At 60.9% G+C, this 17,362-nt stretch carries 13 protein-coding genes, 2 tRNA genes and 1 pseudogene; 11 read left to right on the forward strand and 5 right to left on the reverse strand.

Annotated elements, in window-relative coordinates; translation table 11 throughout:
* The first annotated feature begins 15 nt into the window (after positions 1-15).
* Entirely contained in the window at positions 16-336 is a 321-nt protein-coding gene (trxA, locus tag ACQ66M_RS14625) for a thioredoxin (RefSeq protein WP_350171595.1), read from the forward strand.
* A 24-nt stretch (positions 337-360) separates the two neighbouring features.
* On the opposite strand, the gene ACQ66M_RS14630 is transcribed toward trxA, so the two are convergent.
* Complete coding sequence (locus ACQ66M_RS14630) at positions 361-849, reverse strand: DUF305 domain-containing protein (protein ID WP_430404751.1); 489 nt, start codon at positions 847-849, stop codon at positions 361-363.
* Positions 850-912: 63 nt separating this feature from the next.
* Positions 913-1,872: an ABC transporter ATP-binding protein gene (locus ACQ66M_RS14635; RefSeq protein WP_430404753.1), complete on the reverse strand. Its 960-nt coding sequence runs from the start codon at positions 1,870-1,872 to the stop codon at positions 913-915.
* 118 nt (positions 1,873-1,990) lie between these two features.
* Here ACQ66M_RS14635 and ACQ66M_RS14640 point away from each other — a divergent pair, with 118 nt between their 5' ends.
* Genes ACQ66M_RS14640 through ACQ66M_RS14650 form a run of 3 tightly spaced genes read left to right on the forward strand, consistent with a single transcriptional unit; the run spans position 1,991 to position 4,844 of the window.
* Positions 1,991-2,194, forward strand: coding sequence for a zinc-finger domain-containing protein (locus ACQ66M_RS14640; protein WP_350171598.1), 204 nt, complete (start codon positions 1,991-1,993; stop codon positions 2,192-2,194).
* A 13-nt stretch (positions 2,195-2,207) separates the two neighbouring features.
* Positions 2,208-3,413: an FAD-dependent monooxygenase gene (locus ACQ66M_RS14645; protein WP_430404755.1), complete on the forward strand. Its 1,206-nt coding sequence runs from the start codon at positions 2,208-2,210 to the stop codon at positions 3,411-3,413.
* A 54-nt stretch (positions 3,414-3,467) separates the two neighbouring features.
* On the forward strand, positions 3,468-4,844 hold the full coding sequence (locus tag ACQ66M_RS14650; protein ID WP_430404757.1) for an L-serine ammonia-lyase: 1,377 nt from the start codon (positions 3,468-3,470) through the stop codon (positions 4,842-4,844).
* 17 nt (positions 4,845-4,861) lie between these two features.
* Here ACQ66M_RS14650 and ACQ66M_RS14655 read toward each other — a convergent pair whose 3' ends face one another.
* Positions 4,862-5,764, reverse strand: a complete 903-nt coding sequence (locus ACQ66M_RS14655) for an alpha/beta fold hydrolase (RefSeq protein ID WP_430404759.1) — start codon at positions 5,762-5,764, stop codon at positions 4,862-4,864.
* Positions 5,765-6,253: 489 nt separating this feature from the next.
* Between ACQ66M_RS14655 and ACQ66M_RS14660 the strand changes: the two genes are divergently transcribed.
* Together ACQ66M_RS14660 and ACQ66M_RS14665 are read left to right on the forward strand one after the other, a co-directional pair.
* Positions 6,254-8,080, forward strand: coding sequence for an amidase (locus ACQ66M_RS14660; protein ID WP_430404761.1), 1,827 nt, complete (start codon positions 6,254-6,256; stop codon positions 8,078-8,080).
* Between the two features lie 73 nt (positions 8,081-8,153).
* Positions 8,154-9,146, forward strand: a pseudogene (locus ACQ66M_RS14665) (integrase core domain-containing protein); the annotation flags it as partial.
* Between the two features lie 55 nt (positions 9,147-9,201).
* Here ACQ66M_RS14665 and ACQ66M_RS14670 read toward each other — a convergent pair.
* Both ACQ66M_RS14670 and ACQ66M_RS14675 read right to left on the reverse strand, forming a co-directional pair.
* Positions 9,202-9,277, reverse strand: a tRNA-Asn gene (locus ACQ66M_RS14670).
* 264 nt (positions 9,278-9,541) lie between these two features.
* A tRNA-Cys gene (locus ACQ66M_RS14675) sits at positions 9,542-9,615 on the reverse strand.
* Between the two features lie 146 nt (positions 9,616-9,761).
* Here ACQ66M_RS14675 and ACQ66M_RS14680 point away from each other — a divergent pair.
* The 5 genes from ACQ66M_RS14680 to ilvD all read left to right on the forward strand — a co-directional run bounded on the left by ACQ66M_RS14680 (position 9,762) and on the right by ilvD (position 17,327).
* Positions 9,762-10,415, forward strand: a complete 654-nt coding sequence (locus ACQ66M_RS14680) for a protein-L-isoaspartate O-methyltransferase family protein (protein ID WP_430404764.1) — start codon at positions 9,762-9,764, stop codon at positions 10,413-10,415.
* A gap of 116 nt (positions 10,416-10,531) precedes the next feature.
* Positions 10,532-11,836 carry a TolC family outer membrane protein gene (locus ACQ66M_RS14685; RefSeq protein ID WP_430404766.1) on the forward strand — a complete coding sequence of 435 codons (1,305 nt, stop codon included), beginning with the start codon at positions 10,532-10,534 and terminating at the stop codon, positions 11,834-11,836.
* 86 nt (positions 11,837-11,922) lie between these two features.
* On the forward strand, positions 11,923-12,606 hold the full coding sequence (locus ACQ66M_RS14690) for a DUF2497 domain-containing protein (protein ID WP_350171690.1): 684 nt from the start codon (positions 11,923-11,925) through the stop codon (positions 12,604-12,606).
* A gap of 91 nt (positions 12,607-12,697) precedes the next feature.
* Positions 12,698-15,436 (forward strand): valine--tRNA ligase, encoded by a 2,739-nt coding sequence (locus ACQ66M_RS14695; protein ID WP_430404768.1) that lies wholly within the window; start codon positions 12,698-12,700, stop codon positions 15,434-15,436.
* 163 nt (positions 15,437-15,599) lie between these two features.
* On the forward strand, positions 15,600-17,327 hold the full coding sequence (gene ilvD, locus ACQ66M_RS14700; RefSeq protein ID WP_350171694.1) for a dihydroxy-acid dehydratase: 1,728 nt from the start codon (positions 15,600-15,602) through the stop codon (positions 17,325-17,327).
* Positions 17,328-17,362: the final 35 nt, after the last annotated feature.

The following is a 17,362-nucleotide window of genomic DNA, read 5'->3' on the forward strand; positions in this document are numbered from 1 at the left end:
ATAGAGGAGCCTGTCATGGCTGCAGTGAACGTAACCGACGATGAATTCGACAATGTGATCACCACCTCTGACGTGCCCGTGGTCGTGGATTTCTGGGCCGAATGGTGCGGTCCGTGCAAGCAGATGTCGCCTCATCTTGAAGCCGTTTCGGAAGACATGGCCGGCAAGGTCAAGGTCGCCAAGATCAATGTCGACGAGAACCCGATGGTCGCTTCCAAGTATGGCGTTCGCGGCATGCCGACCCTGATGGTGTTCAAGGATGGCAAGGTTGCCGCCACGCATCTCGGCGCGATGAGCAAGCAGGCCATCACCGACTGGATCAAGCAGAGTATCTAGGCGGCGCAGGCGCGCCCGGATCACCTAGTCCGGGTTGCGCTCGTCCTGGATGCCGTCAGCCCTGATGTCGGCGATCAGGGCTTCCATTTCGGAAATTTCCGCCCGCTGGGCCTCGATGATGCGATCCGCCAGATCACGGACACGCGGGTCACGGATATGCGCGCGTTCGCTGGTCAGGATGGCGATCGAATGGTGCGGAATCATCGCCTTCATCCACGCCGTGTCATCCACGGTTGCCTGACTGCGAACCAGCCATAGCGATGCGGCGAAGACCGCGAGACTGCCCGCAAAAATCGCGATATTGACCTTTGTATTGCGATACATGTTCAGCATGAAGCCGAGCATGACCACGGCCATTGATGCGCCCATGACGAACGCCATGTAGAGGCGTGTTTCGCTGAACCAGACATGGTCCGGCGCATAGGCGTTCAGGTACATCAGTCCGAACATCACGATCGTGGAAGTCGCGATCATCGCCGCGAACTTCCGGTAGTGTGAGGTGTGGTCCTCCATCCTATTCTCCTTGGTTGCTTGTGAACCAACGGCAAGGGACGGAGGGTGTTCCGTGAGGGATGCCTAGGCGGCTTCGGGCTCGCTGGTTAGCGAGAGGAAGACATCTTCAAGGTCCGGCGCCTCGGTGACAAGGTCGCCGATGCTGACGCCCGCATTGCGCACCTGTTCCAAAATCCGGCCGATGCCCGTCTCGCTCGTGCGGAATGTGATGGCGAGTGCGCCGGTGTCGCGGATCCGGGCGTCGAGGCCAGCAAGACTGTCCGGCACCGCGCTTAGCGGCTCCCTCGGCGTGATGACCAGCGTCTTGTAGTCGAGGCGCGCAAGCAGTTTCGGCGTCGGCTCGCTGGCGACGATTTCGCCATGGTTCACGATGGCGATGGAATCACAGAGTTCTTCGGCCTCTTCGAGATAGTGTGTTGTCAGGATGATCGTGGTGCCGCGGTCATGCAGTTCGCGCACATAGGTCCAGAGCGACCGGCGCAATTCCACGTCAACGCCAGCCGTCGGCTCGTCGAGAATCAGCACGGGCGGATTGTGCACGAGCGCCTTGGCCACCATCAGACGCCGCTTCATGCCCCCTGATAGCTGGCGCACATAGGCGTCCTTCTTGTCATCAAGGCCCAGCGCCGTGAGGATTTCGAGGCTGCGCCGTTCCGATTTCGGGACGCCATAGAAGCCCGCCATGAGTTCCAGCATTTCCATCGGCGTGAAGAAGGGATCGGCGACGATTTCCTGGTTCACAACGCCAATGGCAGCGCGGCTCTGGCGCGGGTGCTGGTCGATGTCGAGGCCCCAGATACGGGCGGTGCCGGAGGTCTTGTTCACGAGACCGGCGAGAATGTTGATGAATGTGGATTTTCCCGCACCATTTGGGCCGAGCAGGCCGAAGACCGAGCCGCGCGGAATGCGCAGGCTGATATCTTTCAGGGCATGCTTTTCAGGCATCTTGCCGGAAGCGTGGTAGATTTTCTCGAGGTGCTCGACTTCGATGGCGAATTCAGGAGCAGTCGTCGCATTGGTCATACAGGCCTCATTGCACTTGCAGGCCTGTCTTGCGCGGGGCGGCCCTGCGGACTAGTTAGGACCCTGAAGCGACGCTAACAAGGACTAGCGCCGTAAACTCCATGGAAAGCCGCGAGCGATGAACAAATCCCGTGATGTCTTCAGTCCGCCGGAAATCGTATTGGCCAACAGCCACAAGGTTTCCTGCAATGGCGGCGGCGGGGCCCTGGGCCACCCGAAAGTCTGGTATGAAATGGGCGACGAGGACTTTGTCGAGTGCAAATATTGCGATCGGCGATTCGTCCTGATCGGCGGCAAGGAAGATCGTTCGCAAAAGCGTTAGGCGCACCTGAACCATGAAAATCCTGATTGCAGGGGGCGGTATAGGCGGGCTGACAGCAGCGCTGGCGCTCACGCAGTTCGGTCATGACGTTACGATCCTGGAGCAGGCCGAGGCGCTGGGCGAAGTCGGCGCCGGCCTGCAGATCAGTCCTAATGGCATGAAAGTGTTCGAAGCGCTGGGCATGGCCGACCGTATAGCCGCCACCGCTTTCCAGCCTGAAGGCATCGAGATGCGCCTCGGGCGCAGCGGCCGGATCGTTTTCGACATTCCATTGGGCCTCGCCGCAGCCGACCGCTGGGGCGCCCCTTACCTGCATGTCCACCGGGCAGACCTTGTCGCCGCCCTGAGTGCGGAACTCGCCGAGCGCGCGCCGGACGCGGTCCGGCTGGGTGCGAAACTGGCGCGATACGAACAGGACGAGACAGGGGTAACCGCCGTACTTGAGGACGGAATCCGTGTGCCAGGCGACGTTCTGGTGGGCGCTGACGGGATCCATTCGGTCGTGCGGGCGCAGATGATGGGGCCGGACAGCCCGCGATTCACGGGCAATGTCGCGTGGCGCGCCGTCGTGCCGATTGACCTTTTGGGCAAACACCTTCCACCGCCGACCGCCTGCGCGTGGGTCGGCAAGGGGCGTCACGCCGTGACCTATCGTCTGCGCCATGGCCTGCTGGCAAACTTTGTGGGCGTGGTCGAACATGACGGCTGGCAGGTGGAGTCCTGGTCAGGCGAGGGGGAGCGTGCGGACGCGCTCGCTGACTTTTCGGGCTGGCACCCGGTGATCGTGAACCTGATCCGCAATGCGGGCACGCTCAACCGCTGGGCCTTGTTTGACCGCGCGCCGTTGACGCGCTGGACCGACGACCGGGTCGCCCTTCTGGGGGATGCCTGCCATCCGATGCTGCCCTTTCTGGCGCAAGGCGCCGTGATGGCGGTGGAAGATGCCTGGGTGCTGGCGGCGCGCCTGTCGGAAAGCCAGAGCGTGCAGGCAAGTCTCGCGGCCTACGAGGCGGACAGGCGCGACCGGACAAGCGCCGTGCAGGCGGGGGCGCGCGCCAATGCAAAACTGTTTCACCGGCACAATCGCGTCACGCAGCTGGCAACATATGGCCCGATGTGGCTGGCCGGGCGGGCCGCGCCGGGCTTCGTGCATTCGCGCAATGACTGGATCTATGGGCATGACGTGACTGCCACGCAAAGTGGCAAGCCCTTGCCTTAATGCGACGCAAAGGGCAGGCATTGTCCTCCCGTCCAGCCGAATACAGGCACATTCATGCTTTCTGTCCTTGATCTTTTCCGCGTCGGTATCGGGCCGTCGAGCTCGCACACTGTGGGCCCGATACGGATTGCAAACCGGTTCATCTCCATGCTGGGAGATGGGGATATGCTGGAAAAACTGGCGCGCATCGAAGTTGAGCTGCAAGGCTCGCTGGCGCTGACAGGTGTCGGCCACGCAACGCCCAAGGCGGTCGTACTGGGCCTGCTGGGGCTTGAGCCGGAAACGCTGGACCCCGACACGGCGGATTCGCAGGTCGCGGATGTGTATGTGGGCAAGCGCCTGCCATTGGCTGGTGGACGGGCTATCGATTTTGATCCGGAGACGGACATCGTGTTTGCTTATCATGTGTTGCCGGATTTGCACCCGAACGGCATGAAGCTGAGCGCCTTCGACGCGAAGGGAGACCTGCTGCGTGAAGAAACCTATTATTCAACCGGTGGCGGTTTCATTGCCACAGCGAAACAATTGCGGACGCCGCCTGCTGACGACATCGTCCAGGCTGGCCGGACCGTGCCCTATCCCTTTGCTTCGGCCGCAGAACTGCTGTCGATCTGCGCCGACAAGGGCATAGCGATTCACGAGGTGATCCTGGCCAATGAGGATGCCGTACGACCGCGCGCGGAGACCGAGGCCGCGCTCGACCGGATCGTTGACATCATGCTGGGCTGTATCCAGCGCGGCCTGGCGCGGGAAGGGGTATTGCCAGGCGGGTTGAAAGTGCGCCGCCGGGCGCCGGGCCTCTGGCAGAAGCTGCAGGCATCGCCGCAATCAAACGAGCGCGAGCAATTGTTCGACTGGTTGAACGTCTATGCCATGGCCGTGAACGAAGAGAATGCCAGCGGCGGACAGGTGGTGACGGCGCCGACGAATGGCGCGGCGGGCATCATTCCATCCGTCATCAAGCATTACTGTGCTGACGCAGAAGACAGCACGGAACGGCTGCGCAAGTTCCTCTTGGCTGCAGGGGGAGTGGGCCTTTTGTACAAGCAGCGCGCGTCGATCTCCGGCGCCGAAATGGGCTGTCAGGGGGAAGTGGGCGTCGCCTGCTCGATGGCGGCTGCGGGCCTCGCGGCGGTTTGGGGCGGCACGGCGCAGCAATGTGCCAATGCGGCAGAGATCGGGATGGAGCACAATCTTGGCCTGACCTGCGACCCGGTGGGCGGGCTGGTCCAGATACCGTGCATTGAACGCAACGCGATAGGCGCGGTCAAAGCGGTCAATGCCGCGCGGCTGGCGCTTCATTCGGTGGAACAGACCAAGGTTTCACTGGATCAGGTCATCGAGACGATGCGCCAGACCGGCCTCGACATGTCGTCAAAATATAAAGAGACCAGCCAGGGCGGGCTGGCTGTAAATGTCATTGAATGCTGAAGCTGAACTTGTCGCTGCTAAGCGCCGATTTCGGTCTGGTCCCGCATGCTTGTGCCAGGCAGAGGCGAGGGGCGATGAGGTATCATGGTGCGCGTCATGTAGCGTACTTCCCTCGCGATGCGTGCGGCAAGAGCCGGGTTGAGCAGGGACGTGTGCGTTTCGCCTTCGAGGCCGAAAAGGCGGCCATAGCCGCCCTGGTTCGAAACGGATTTCACAATATTGGCATTCTCGCCGCCATCGGCCGTGCGTGAGAAGACTGAAACGGGCGAGTTGACCGTGACGGCCGGGTCAAAATAGTCGGCCATTGGATCGATCGCGGTCACCTCCGCCAGTGCGGCGGCCCAGTGCTGGGCCTGGCGAAACCGGAACCGCTTTTCCGTCCGCTGCGCGCGGGGCAGGTCGATATCGTCACCCATGAACGGGGCAACGCCGCGCAACATACCGGCCTTTGAGGCGAGCCGTCCAAGCCGCAGCAGGACAGCCAGGGACTTGAGCGCGCGCATGCCGCCCTTCTGGCGCAGGAATTTGGGGTTCAGCGCGTCAATGAAAACGCGCCCTGCCAGTTCATCCGGATGCAGGTTCGCAAAGGCGTGCAGGCGAAGACCCGCCATGGAATGGCCAACCAGTACATAAGGCGGGCGCGCGCCGAGCCGGGCCAGAAGCCGCTGCAGGTCGGCAATATGGAAATCCGGCGTCGGCAGCGTGCCTTCCGGCGCCGGATCGCTCCAGCCCAAGCCGGCGCGGCCGTACAGGACCACACGGTGATCGGTCTTGAGCGCCTCCTTGATCCACCAGCCATCGGCATAGGTGCCGAATGCGCCGTGATCGAACACGACCCAGGGCGCGTCCTCCGGCCCCTCGACCAGCACGTGGAGGTGCCGGCCGGGTTCGACTTCGACAAGATCAAAAGGCGCGTTCATGGGAACAGGTCTCGGTCTTTGCGATTGACTGGCGGAGGGAGGCGCGGGCTGATTCCGGCAAGGTATAGGCGCCTGTGCGCGGCGCTGAAACCGGGCGGTGGAGCCATCGCTGCTATTTGTGCCCGGTGACGGAGGCAAGTGAAGATATGGCAAGATTTGCGCAGGAATGCCGCCGACTGGCCTCTTCGGTCGGAGCTAACGTGTAACCCATCTCTCCGGTACATACTGTTACCTATCTGTCCGGGTCGAACACGCATCACCTGGATTTCCAGTTAACCCACTTGTTTGACAATCGCATTCTGGTGGCATGAAGAGATACGGGCGATGAAAGTTTCGCTGTTTTCCATCCTTCGGGTTTCTAAGCTAATTCCTGGCACTGCAGTACAATTGCGAAGGTCCAGGAGTGAAAACAGGCTGTCGGTTAAGACTGCCACTCCGTGCGGTTACACTAAGGGATCTCATCACGCATCAATCTTCAGGCCTGCGCATTTGCTATTCAGCGATGGCGGCTATCCTGAAATTACAAATAGGCCCGCAAAAAGCTTCTGGCAGCTGGCCAAGCTTACAAATATGTTCGGCTGGTTGCGTTCGATGAGGGTCGCTTTGCAGTTCTCGTATGAGGTCTATGCAAAGTGCGTTACCGCGATAGAGTGGGAACAGACTAGGTTTGGGAAGTTGATAATGAAGCACGTCGTGCTCGCCGTTGTTTTTACTATTTCCATGGCTGCTTGTTCGCCAAAGGCGGTAAATTCATCGGATGCGCCGACAGACGGCGCGCTGAATGCGGTCGTCGATTATTCAGCGACTGGTTGGATGGCGAAGACCTTGCCCGAGATACTTACCGCGCTTGAGGCGGAAGAAGTAACATCCGAAGCGCTCGTGCATGGTTATCTCGGCCGCATAGCGATGATTGATCAGGCGGGACCGACCTTGCAAGCCGTGCTCGCGCTGAATCCGAACGCTTTGGAGGAAGCCCGAGCGAGTGATGCGGCGCGCAAGGCCGGCCAGCCGATGGGACCGCTGGCCGGTGTGCCTGTCTTGCTGAAAGACAACATCGAATCGAAAGATCAGATCGCCACTACGGCTGGCGCCCTGGCGCTGAAGGGTAATGTGACGGGACGTGATTCGCCTCTGGTCGCGGGTCTGCGCGGATCTGGCGCCATTATTTTGGGCAAGACCAATCTCAGCCAGTGGGCAAATTTCCGCTCCGAAAACTCCATGAGCGGATGGTCAGCGCTGGGCGGTCAGGTACGCAATCCGCACATGCTGGACCGCAACCCGTGTGGATCGAGTTCCGGATCGGCCGCGGCGACTGCTGCATCACTCGCTGCGGCGAGTGTTGGCACCGAGACCAACGGCTCGATCATTTGTCCTTCAACAGTTAACGGAATCGTCGGGTTCAAGCCAACCGTGGGTCTCGTGTCGCAGCAATACATCGTGCCGATTTCCTCAAGCCAGGATACGGCTGGGCCTATGACGAAAACGGTGACTGGCGCTGCCCTGATGCTGAACGCAATGTCGACGGGAGATGCCAAGACTGACTATGTAGCGGGTCTCGATGTGGGCGCGCTCAGCGGAAAGCGGATTGGCGTGATGCGGTTTGCACAGGGCTCCAATACTAACGTCAAGGCGCTTTTCGAAAGAGCGCTGACAGATCTTCAAGATGCGGGTGCAGAACTTGTGGAGATTGACGGCTTTGTTCCGTCGACCAATGACTATCAGTCGAAATCATATGACCTGTTGAAATATGAATTTAAGGCGACTCTGAACGCGTATCTTGCCGAAGCTGCCCCAGCCGTGACAGTCCGCTCATTGAAGGAGTTGATCGCGTTCAATGCTGCCCATGCGGACGTGGAGCTTGCTCTGTTTGACCAGGGGATCCTTGAGGCGTCCGAGATGCTGGGTGATCTATCCACGCCAGCCTATCTGGCGGCAAAGGCGGACGTGCAGGCCGCTACTGGCGTCAATGGTATCGACAAGATGATGGCGGATAACAGCGTCGACATACTGGTGTCACCTTCCGGACCGCTGGCGCCACGCGTCGATGCGATCAATGGGGACGTCTGGCCGGACTGGGCAGGCGCAGGTTATCTCGCCGCTGTGTCAGGTTATCCAAATCTCACAGTGCCAATGGGCGAGGTCAAAGGCCTGCCTGTGGGACTGTCCTTGATGGCGGGCAAAGACCAGGACGCAAATGTACTGGCGATGGGGTATGCTTATGAGCAGCAGTCAAAGAAGCGTGTTGATCCACAGTACGTGAGTAACGCAGAAGCGCGCCCTGAGATTGCTGAAGCGATGAAGCGTCGCGCAGACTAGGCTTTAGATACAGTCTGTCCGGTGCATTCTTTTTCGAGTGAGTGTCAGATTAAGCGGGCCTGAGACAGACGGGCCGGTGCGGTATGCCAACCAGCTGCCGGTGCCCATCGAGCGGGCGATCATCGATGCCAAAAAGGACAAGCCCCACTGGGGTGCCCGCAAGATCAGGGAGCTCCTGGTGCGGCGCCTGGCAGGTGACGTGCGCATTCCCGCCCGCTCGACCATCCATGCTGTCCTTGACCGCTACGGCCTTGTGAAGCGGGCAGGCAAGAGGCGCCAGAGGGCATTGGGAACCTCCCTCTCATCCGGATCGGTTCCCAATGCCCTCTGGTGTGTCGACTTCAAGGGAGAGTTCCGTCTCGGCAATCAGGCCTACTGTTACCCGTTGACCGTGACCGACCATGCTTCGCGCTTCATCCTGGCCTGCGAGGCCCTTGAGGGCACAAAGGAGGCCCCCGTCATCGAAGCCTTCCATACCCTGTTCCGGGCGCGCGGACTGCCGGAGGCCATACGCTCAGACAATGGTGTGCCCTTTGCCAGTCCCAACGGTCTTTACAATCTCTCGAAACTCTCGGTCTGGTGGCTCAGACTCGGCATTGCCATCGAACGCATCAAGCCAGGCCATCCGCAGCAGAACGGCCGGCATGAGCGCATGCACCTGACCCTGAAGCAGGAGACCACCCGGCCGGCGTCAGCCAATCCCCTCCAGCAGCAGGTCCGCTTCGATGACTTCGTCAGGGAATACAACACAGAACGTCCGCATGAAGGCCTCGCCATGGCGACCCCTGCAGAGATCTACACGCCGTTATCGCGCATCTATGACGGCCTGCCAGATATCGATTATCCCTTCCATGATCGCGAGGTCCTGATAACCGCCTGCGGCCGGATCTGCATGCGCCGGAAAAAAATCAACATCTCCACCGTGCTCGCCGGTCAGCGTGTCGGCGTAAAGCAAGTCGACGACGGCATATGGCTCGTCTCCTTCATGCACTATGATTTCGGATACGTTGACCTCGAGCAGAGAACCCTACGGGCAATCGACAACCCGTTCGGAGCAAACGTGTAACCCATCTCTCCGGTACATACTGTTACCTATGTGTCCGGGTCGGACAGGGGGCAAGTGGCTCCGCGAGTAGGACTCGAACCTACGACCGGGCGATTAACAGTCGCCTGCTCTACCAACTGAGCTATCGCGGATCAGCCGAGAGCGGGTGAATAGCAGACCATCAGGCCGGTTCAAGCCCCAACATGCTGCTCCCGTCCAAAAAGTTCTTGGCACCAGACAAAAAAATGGCGGAAGCTGAAAGCTCCCGCCGAGGCGTTGGGTGATGGTGGGTGTCTCCAAGAGAAGACAATGCCAATTTCACCGGAATTGGTTAATGCGGCGTAAACGGGTTGGCGCCAAACGCACATAAACGGCGCAAGACTGCGTTAAGACTGACAAAATGCTGGAATGTGTTCTGGAGGCTCCACCCGGAATCGAACCGGGGTGCACGGATTTGCAATCCGCTGCGTCACCACTCCGCCATAGAGCCTGACCAGAGGCGCGTCACTAGCAAGCAATAGGCAGGCTTTCAATCTGCGTTTTCACTGGTCGTGCGTTTATCGCGCATTGCGCCCGTCGCCGCCCATGCTAAAGGGGCGTTCCTACGTCCGTTTTGCCAGAGGAAGGCGTGCGCCCATGGATTTTGACGCAGCCCGCGAGATCATGGTGGATAGCCAGATCCGCCCGAACGATGTCACCGACGCGCCGATTGTTTCGGCCTTCCTGCGCACGCCGCGCGAAGCGTTCGTGCCCAATTCACGCAAATCGGTCGCCTATTCCGAACTCGAGATCGTCACATCGCCGGGCCGTGCGCTCTGGATCGCGCGCGATACGGCAAAACTGGTCAAGCTGGCGGGAATCAAGCCAAGTGACATCGTGCTCGTTATCGGCGCAGGGGCAGGCTATGAGGCGGCGCTGATCAGCCACCTGTCCGAGACCGTCATTGCTCTGGAAGAGACAACCGAGCTGGTCGATGCCATGTCCGCGCGTTTCGCGTCCCTCAACCTGGACCGTGCCGTTGCTGTTGAAGGCAAGATCGACACAGGCCTGCCGGACCAGGCGCCTTTCGACGTAATCTATGTCTGCGGCATGGTGGAGACGGTACCCGAAGCCTGGACCGCCCAGCTGGCAGATGGCGGTCGCCTGGTCGCTGTTGTGACTGAGCGTGAAGGGCTTGGCCGGGGCACCGTGTTCACGAAAGCGGGCGATACAGTGTCCGCGCGCGATGGTTTTGACGCCTGGCCGCCCCGTTTTGCGCAGTTCGACCGCAAGCAATCCTTCGTTTTCTGATTCGCCCTGCGCTCAATTGGCCGCATTGTTAACTCGGTAGAAAAGTGAACACTGTTCACTGGTCTGGCTTGCAGGCTATAAGCTGTTCGCAAGACCGGGACGTCAGGGAGTTCGGGATGAGTGTAAAGTATCGTTGCCTGTTGGGCGCAGCCACCCTTGCAATATGGGCAGGTGCCCCCGCGATGGGCGAGACGCTGGATGAGGCGGTTGCATCGGCGTTCGCCACCAATCCGCAACTCGATATCCAGCGATCCGAGACGGATATTGCCCGTGAAAACCTTGAACAGGCCCGTTCCGGCAAACGGCCGACCGTGAATATTGTCGGCAGCGCCGGCTATGAATATGTCGATACGACATCCCCACTGGCATTCGGCCTGGGTGACCGGCCCATTGCGAGCGCGCAGGTGCAGGCCGTTCAGCCGCTCTATACGGGTGGACGTGTCAGCGCGGGAATCCGCCAGGCCAAGGCCGGAATCAATGCTGCCAAGTCCCAGTTCGATGCCGCCGAGCAGGACCTGATCCTCCAGGTTGTCTCCGCCTATGTCGACGTGCGGCGTGATCGCGAAGCGGTGGCGATTCGCAAGAACAATGTCGAAGTGACGGGCGAACAGGTGCGCGCGGCGGATGACCGGTTTGAGGTCGGCGTTGTCACGCGAACCGACGTGTCGCTCGCCAATGCCCGCCTTGAAGGGGCCCGCGCGGCCCTGGCTGGTGCAGAAGCGGCGCTTGAGAGCAGTGAAGCCAATTATCAGTTCCTGACCAGTCTGAAGCCGGGTGACCTGCCGCCGCCGCCGCCCATTCCGCCGCTGCCAGCGTCTCTGGAAGAGGCTGTGTCGGTCGCGCTGGATGGCAATCCCGATCTTGAGGCGGCACGCCACTCCGAACGTGCCGCAGGCGAGGCCATCGAGGTGGCCCGCGCGCAGTACAGGCCGCAGATCAACATTATCGGCACGGCTGGTGTCGAGCAGACCTATGGCGACCCGGATCAGCGCAACACGAACGTTTCGGCCGTGGCCCAGGGGTCGATCCCGCTCCTGTCGGGCGGCCTGATCAAGAGCCAGGTCAGCTCTGCCCGCCTTCGCCGGAACCAGGCGCGCAACCAGATCGACCTGCTTGAGCGACAGATACGTGCCCAGGTCGCACAGGCTTGGTATGGCTATGACGCGTCACTGCGGGCCATCGAGGCGTCGCGGCGACAGGTTGATGCGGCTGAAATCGCCTATGAAGGCGCCAAGGAAGAACTGGCTGTTGGCGTTCGTACCACGCTGGACGTGCTCGATCAGGAGCAGCAATTGTTCGAGGCACGCCTCGCGCTGGTCCAGTCCGAACGGGATGCCTATGTCGCGGCCTATCGCCTGTTGCGGGCGGCTGGCGAACTGGACAGGCCAGTGCCCATGGGCACGGCGCCGACTTCAGAATAAGGTTAATGGCGTCAAGTGGTTGTTAACCGATACGACTTACGCATTAATCTATATTGATTCTGATGGGTAAAATGTAAGGGGCTGACATGGCCAACGAAGCGCACAAGGAACCGACGATGGAGGAAATCCTCGCGTCGATCCGCAAGATCATCTCGGAAGATGATGCAAGCAATGCGCGCCGCCCCGGCACGCCGACGGCAGTGCGCGAAGAGCCCGCTGTCGAAGATGACGATTATTCCGAACCGGCCTTCGAATCTGCCGAGGATGAGCTCGATGAGGTGATGTTCGATTCCGAGACGGACGAGGATTACGAGACGTTCGAATCGGACGACGCGGATTTCGAGCCCGATGCAGGCGGCGCCTTCCAGGGTGTGCTCGACGCGGCCCGTGCCGCCGAAATGTCTCAGCCTGAGCCGACGCCCGTCTTCAGGCACGTTCCGGAGCCCGAACCGGCACCAGCACCCACACCTGCTCCCGCGCCACGTCCAGCCCCGCGCCCTCAAGCCCAAGCGCCAAAGGAAACCGACATGCCTGCTAGCACTCGCTACCAGCAAACCGTCCTGACCGACGACAATACGGCCGATGCTGCCGCCGGGTCGCTCGGCAAGTTGATCTCGAAAATGGATCTCGGCGGCGACAACACGATCGAAGGCCTCGTGCGGGAACTGCTCAAGCCGATGATCAAGGAATGGCTCGATGCCAACCTGCCGTCGATTGTCGAGCAGAAGGTTGAAGCCGAGGTGCAGCGCATCGCCCGCATGGCGCGCTAGCCTCACCCGACAAATTCGTTATAGGGAAGGGCGCGCCACAACAGGCGCGCCTTTTTCATTTTGTCCAGAACACCCGGAACCATTCGTCCCCATGCTCGACCAACGATTTGACCCTGCCGAAGCCGAAACCCGCATCTACGAGGCCTGGGAGGCGGCGGGCTGTTTCAAGCCTTCCGGCGATACCAGCGCGCAGGCCTATTCCATCGTCATCCCGCCGCCGAATGTCACCGGCGTGCTGCACATGGGCCATGCGCTGAACAATACGCTGCAGGACGTGCTCGTGCGCTTTGAGCGGATGCGTGGCAAGAACGTGCTGTGGCAGGCGGGCACGGACCATGCCGGGATCGCGACGCAGATGGTGGTCGAGCGCCAGCTTGCCGAAGCGGGCAATGAAAGCCGCCGCGAGATGGGGCGTGACGCTTTCGTGGATCGCGTCTGGGCGTGGAAAGAGGAATCCGGCGGCGCCATTGTCGGCCAGCTGAAGCGGCTCGGCGCGTCGTGCGACTGGTCGCGCGAAGCCTTCACGATGGGCGACCGCAACGACGCTGACAACAACATGATGCGCGCGGTAACCAAGGTGTTCGTCGAGCTCTACAACAAGGGCCTGATCTATCGCGACAAGCGTCTCGTGAACTGGGACCCGCATTTCCAGACGGCGATCTCGGATCTCGAAGTCGACCAGCGCGAGGTCGCGGGCCATTACTGGCACCTGCGCTACCCGCTGGCGGATGATGTGACCTACGAACATCCGGTCAAGGACGAAGACGGCAACGTCACCGGCACCGAGACGCGCAATTACATCGTGGTCGCCACATCGCGCCCCGAAACCATGCTTGGCGATACAGGCGTCGCCGTGCACCCGGATGATGAACGCTATGCGGGCCTTGTCGGCAAGTTCGTGGAATTGCCGATTGTCGGCCGCCGTGTGCCGATCATCGCGGACGAGTATGCGAACCCGGAGAAAGGCTCCGGCGCGGTGAAGATCACCCCGGCGCATGATTTCAACGACTTTGAAGTCGGCAAGCGGGCAGGCCATATACCGCTGAACATCCTGAACGCAACGGCGCACATCGCGGATGGCGGGGATGCGGAGGCGGCTGGTATTCCAGCTGAGTATCGCGGCCTTGACCGGTTCGATGCGCGCAAGAAGGTGGTCGAGGCTTTCGAGGCGCTCGAACTGCTGCAGGAAATCGAGAACCTCAAGATTGAACAGCCCTTTGGCGACCGTTCGAATGTCGTGATCGAGCCCTGGATGACGGACCAGTGGTATGTCGACGCCAAGACCATGGCCCAGCCCGCTATCGCGGCGGTGAAAGAGGGCAAGACCCGGTTCGTGCCCGAAAACTGGGAAAAGACCTATTATAACTGGATGGACAATATCCAGCCCTGGTGCGTCTCCCGCCAGCTTTGGTGGGGGCATAGAATCCCTGCATGGTTTGCAGAAGACGGCACGATTTACGTTGCTCATTCGGAGGAAGAAGCCCAGGCGCAGGCCGGCAAGGGCGTAAAACTGAAACAGGACGAAGACGTCCTCGACACATGGTTCTCCTCCGCCCTCTGGCCGTTCTCCACCATGGGCTGGCCGGACAAGACGGCCGAGCTCGACACTTTCTACCCCACAGCCACGCTGATCACCGCGTTCGACATCATCTTCTTCTGGGTGGCCCGGATGATGATGATGGGCATCGAGTTCATGGGCGAAGTTCCGTTCAAGGATGTTTACATCCACGCTCTCGTTCTCGACGAGAAGGGCCAGAAGATGTCGAAGTCCAAGGGCAATGCCATGGACCCGCTGGAACTGGTCGACGAATATGGCGCCGATGCCCTGCGTTTCACAATGGGCCGGATGGCCGGGCAGGGGCGCAATATCCGCCTGTCAAAACAGGCCGTCGAAGGCAACCGCAATTTCGCGACCAAGCTGTGGAACGCAGCCCGTTTTGCCGAGATGAACGAGTGCGGCGCACCGGGCGAGATCGACTTTGCCAGGGTTACCAGCCCGGTGAACCGCTGGGTGCTGGGCGAGCTTGCTGCCTGCGAGGCCGAGGCCACGAAGGCCATTGAGGAGTATCGCTTCAACGATGCGGCCGGCGCGCTCTACAAGTTCATCTGGAACGTGCTGTGCGACTGGTATCTCGAACTGATCAAGCCGCTGCTGATGGGCATGGATGATGCGGCCAAGCAGGAAACGCGCGACGTGTGCGGCTATGTCCTCGACGAGACGCTGAAACTGCTCCACCCGTTCATGCCGTTTGTGACCGAGGAATTGTGGGAGCGCCGCGCTGCGGGCCGCGCCGAGTCCCAGGGCTTCCTGATGCACCAGTCATGGCCCAAATACGACATTGCGCGTGATGCTGACGCCGATGATGAAATCGAGTGGGTGCTGGACCTGATCACCGAGATCCGGTCGCTCCGGAATGACCTTGGCGTGCCGGCCGGTTCGAAGATTCCCCTGTCGCTGGTCAGCGCCGGGCCGGTCATCGAGGACCGCGCCTTTCGCCATGAGGACATATTGAAACGCCTCGCGCGCCTTGAAGACATCGTTCTGGACGAAGCCGTTCCGGCAGGGGCTGTTTCGACGGTTGTTGGCGAAACCGTGGTTGCGCTCAACATTGCCGACCAGATTGACGTGGACGAAGCGCGCAAGCGCCTCGACAAGGAAATCGCCCAGCTCGACAAGGATATCACCTCGACCGAGAAGAAACTCGGCAATGAGGCCTTCGTCTCCAAGGCGCCGCCGGAAATCGTCGAGGAGAACCGCGAACGCATCGTGGACTGGACGGATCGCCGTGAGAAACTGAAGGCCGCGCGCAAAAGCCTGGAAGGGTTGTAACCAGAAGCGCCATCCTGTTTCGGGCGCGCCGGGAACTCAGCAAGCGTTGAGCGAAAAACCAGAAGCGCCGGGGCAAAAATTGCCACCTGTGGCGACGTTTAGCCCCTTTTCCGCACAGGAATTGCGCGCTAGTGCGGTTGGCTGAACTTACGGAAGATCTGACATGACCAAGACCTGGGACAAATCCAAGCTGCCATCCCGCCATGTGACGGAAGGCCCGGAACGCGCACCGCACCGCTCCTACTATTACGCGATGGGTCTCTCGACCAAGGACATCAAGAAGCCGTTTGTCGGGGTCGCGTCGTGCTGGAACGAGGCCGCGCCCTGTAATACGGCGCTGATGCGTCAGGCCCATGCCGCCAGCAAGGGCGTTCAGGCGGCAGATGGCACACCGCGCGAATTCTGCACGATCACGGTTACCGACGGCATCGCCATGGGCCATGAAGGGATGCGCTCGTCACTGGTCAGCCGTGAAGTGATCGCGGACTCGGTCGAGCTGACGATACGCGGCCATTCCTATGACGCGCTGGTCGGCGTTGCCGGGTGTGACAAGTCTCTGCCCGGCATGATGATGGCGATGCTGCGCCTCAACGTGCCGTCAGTCTTCATCTATGGCGGTTCGATCATGCCCGGCCGCTTCGAGGGCAAGGACGTGACGGTGATGGACGTGTTCGAGGCCGTGGGCGCACACGCTGCCGGTTCCAACGAGATGACCGAGGAAAAACTGCACGCGCTCGAAAAGCTTGCCTGTCCCGGCGATGGCGCCTGCGGCGGCCAGTTCACGGCCAACACGATGGCCTGCGTATCTGAAGCCATCGGCCTCGCGCTGCCGCTTTCATCGGCCCTGCCGGCGCCTTACCTGGAGCGCGACGAATATTGCGTCGAGAGCGGCAAGGCCGTGATGAACCTGATCGAGAAGAATATCCGCCCACGCGACATCTGCACGCGCAAGGCGTTCGAGAATGCCGCCGTGGTCGTCGCCGCGACCGGCGGGTCGACCAATGCCGGCCTGCACCTGCCTGCGATGGCGCATGAATGCGGTGTCCAGTTCGATCTGAAGGACGTGGCCGAAATATTCGCGAAGACGCCCTATATTGCCAGCCTCAAGCCCGGCGGCGAATACGTCGCCAAGGATTTCGGCGAGGCGGGCGGCGTGCCCATGCTGATGAAGACACTGTATGATGCGGGCCTGATCCATGGCGACTGCATGACGGTCACCGGCAAGACAGTGGCGGAAAACCTGAAGGACGTGGTTTTCAACAAGGACCAGAAAGTCATCCGCGAGGCTTCCGATCCGATCTCGCCGAATGGCGGCGTGGTCGGTCTGTGGGGATCGCTTGCGCCGAACGGGGCCATCGTGAAAGTGGCCGGCCTTGCGAACCTCACCTTCACCGGTCCGGCGCGCGTTTTCGATGGCGAGGCCGCTTGTTTCAAGGCCGTCAGCGAGCGCAACTACAAGGAAGGTGACGTCCTGGTCATCCGCTATGAGGGGCCCAAGGGCGGTCCCGGCATGCGCGAGATGCTGTCGACGACGGCAGCGCTGTACGGCCAGGGCATGGGCGACAAGGTGGCCCTCATTACGGATGGGCGGTTCAGCGGCGCGACCCGCGGTTTCTGCGTCGGCCATGTCGGACCGGAAGCGGCCGATGCGGGCCCGATCGGCCTGATAGAAGATGGCGACATCATCACGCTCGACGCTATCAAGGGCACGATTGATGTCCAGCTGACGCCGTCTCAGCTGGAAGACCGCAAGCGTAACTGGAAGCCGCGTACGACCATGTATGGTTCCGGCGCATTGCAAAAGTTCGCCAAACTGGTCGGGCCTGCCCATGAGGGCGCGGTTACGCATTCCGGCTTCGAAGGCGAAGGTCACGTTTACGCGGACATTTGAGGCCTTCCGGCGCAGGGCCGGCTCAGTCTAGTATT

The sequence above is a fragment of the Hyphomonas sp. genome, assembly GCF_965284475.1.
GTDB lineage: Bacteria > Pseudomonadota > Alphaproteobacteria > Caulobacterales > Hyphomonadaceae > Hyphomonas.

Excerpts from the sequence above, each read along its gene's own strand:
- ACQ66M_RS14650 (WP_430404757.1), top strand. The coding sequence starts at position 3,468 with ATGCTTTCTGTCCTTGATCTTTTCCGCGTCGGTATCGGGCCGTCGAGC.
- ACQ66M_RS14680 (WP_430404764.1), top strand. The coding sequence starts at position 9,762 with ATGGATTTTGACGCAGCCCGCGAGATCATGGTGGATAGCCAGATCCGC.
- ACQ66M_RS14640 (WP_350171598.1), top strand. The coding sequence starts at position 1,991 with ATGAACAAATCCCGTGATGTCTTCAGTCCGCCGGAAATCGTATTGGCC.
- ACQ66M_RS14655 (WP_430404759.1), bottom strand. The coding sequence starts at position 5,764 with ATGAACGCGCCTTTTGATCTTGTCGAAGTCGAACCCGGCCGGCACCTC.
- ACQ66M_RS14645 (WP_430404755.1), top strand. The coding sequence starts at position 2,208 with ATGAAAATCCTGATTGCAGGGGGCGGTATAGGCGGGCTGACAGCAGCG.
- ACQ66M_RS14685 (WP_430404766.1), top strand. The coding sequence starts at position 10,532 with ATGAGTGTAAAGTATCGTTGCCTGTTGGGCGCAGCCACCCTTGCAATA.
- ACQ66M_RS14630 (WP_430404751.1), bottom strand. The coding sequence starts at position 849 with ATGGAGGACCACACCTCACACTACCGGAAGTTCGCGGCGATGATCGCG.
- ACQ66M_RS14635 (WP_430404753.1), bottom strand. The coding sequence starts at position 1,872 with ATGACCAATGCGACGACTGCTCCTGAATTCGCCATCGAAGTCGAGCAC.
- ilvD (WP_350171694.1), top strand. The coding sequence starts at position 15,600 with ATGACCAAGACCTGGGACAAATCCAAGCTGCCATCCCGCCATGTGACG.
- ACQ66M_RS14690 (WP_350171690.1), top strand. The coding sequence starts at position 11,923 with ATGGCCAACGAAGCGCACAAGGAACCGACGATGGAGGAAATCCTCGCG.
- trxA (WP_350171595.1), top strand. The coding sequence starts at position 16 with ATGGCTGCAGTGAACGTAACCGACGATGAATTCGACAATGTGATCACC.
- ACQ66M_RS14695 (WP_430404768.1), top strand. The coding sequence starts at position 12,698 with ATGCTCGACCAACGATTTGACCCTGCCGAAGCCGAAACCCGCATCTAC.